The following is a 703-nucleotide window of genomic DNA, read 5'->3' on the forward strand; positions in this document are numbered from 1 at the left end:
AGACAAGGGCATGGCCTGTGAGCAGCGCCCCGGCAAGACGGAATACATGGGCGTGATCGCCTTTCCCGAAAAAGGCTTCGATCAAGCCCTTCGTCAAGTGTTTCAAGTGATCGTACGGACGATCGACCGTGAAGGTCAGATGCTCCTGTTCCCAGAAATTGAAGTGAACGTCTATTGGACTTCTCTTACCTGCTCGCCGTGGCGTGTCATCGAGTTGTATCGCGATCACGGCACGAGCGAACAATTTCATAGTGAGCTGAAGACGGATCTGGATTTGGAGCGACTGCCCGCCGGCAAATTCGATACCAACGATCTGGTTTTGCACGCGGGGGTGTTCGCTTACAACCTGCTCCGCATCATGGGGCAGGAAAGCTTGCGCCAAGACGATGCTCCGATTCGGGGAGGCGTACAACGTCGCCGCATCCGCACCGTGATTCAAAACATCGTGTACATCGCGGCTAGAGTCAGCCGACACGCTCGTCAAACGATTTTCAATTTTGGGCGATACAGTCCCTGGTTTCAGACCGTACGACGAGTGTACCAAGCGCTTGCCTGAATCCATTTTTCGCCATCTAGACCAACCCAAACTGCTCTTCCCTGTTCCGGCCTTACCGTAAACAGCAAGGCTTATTGAGCATGCCTTGCTTGATGGATTCTGTCATTTGTAGATTTGTTTTCATCACGAATCTTTAGCTGATGGGGG

The 703-nt window shown here is 52.6% G+C and carries 1 protein-coding gene; it reads left to right on the forward strand.

The window, feature by feature from the left end; genetic code table 11:
- A partial coding sequence (locus ABEV74_RS19345) for a transposase (RefSeq protein ID WP_430148610.1) occupies positions 1 to 556 on the forward strand: 556 nt, incomplete at its 5' end.
- Positions 557 to 703 lie beyond the last annotated feature (147 nt).

This window comes from Paenibacillus cisolokensis, assembly GCF_050481165.1.
GTDB lineage: Bacteria > Bacillota > Bacilli > Paenibacillales > Paenibacillaceae > Paenibacillus_AH > Paenibacillus_AH cisolokensis.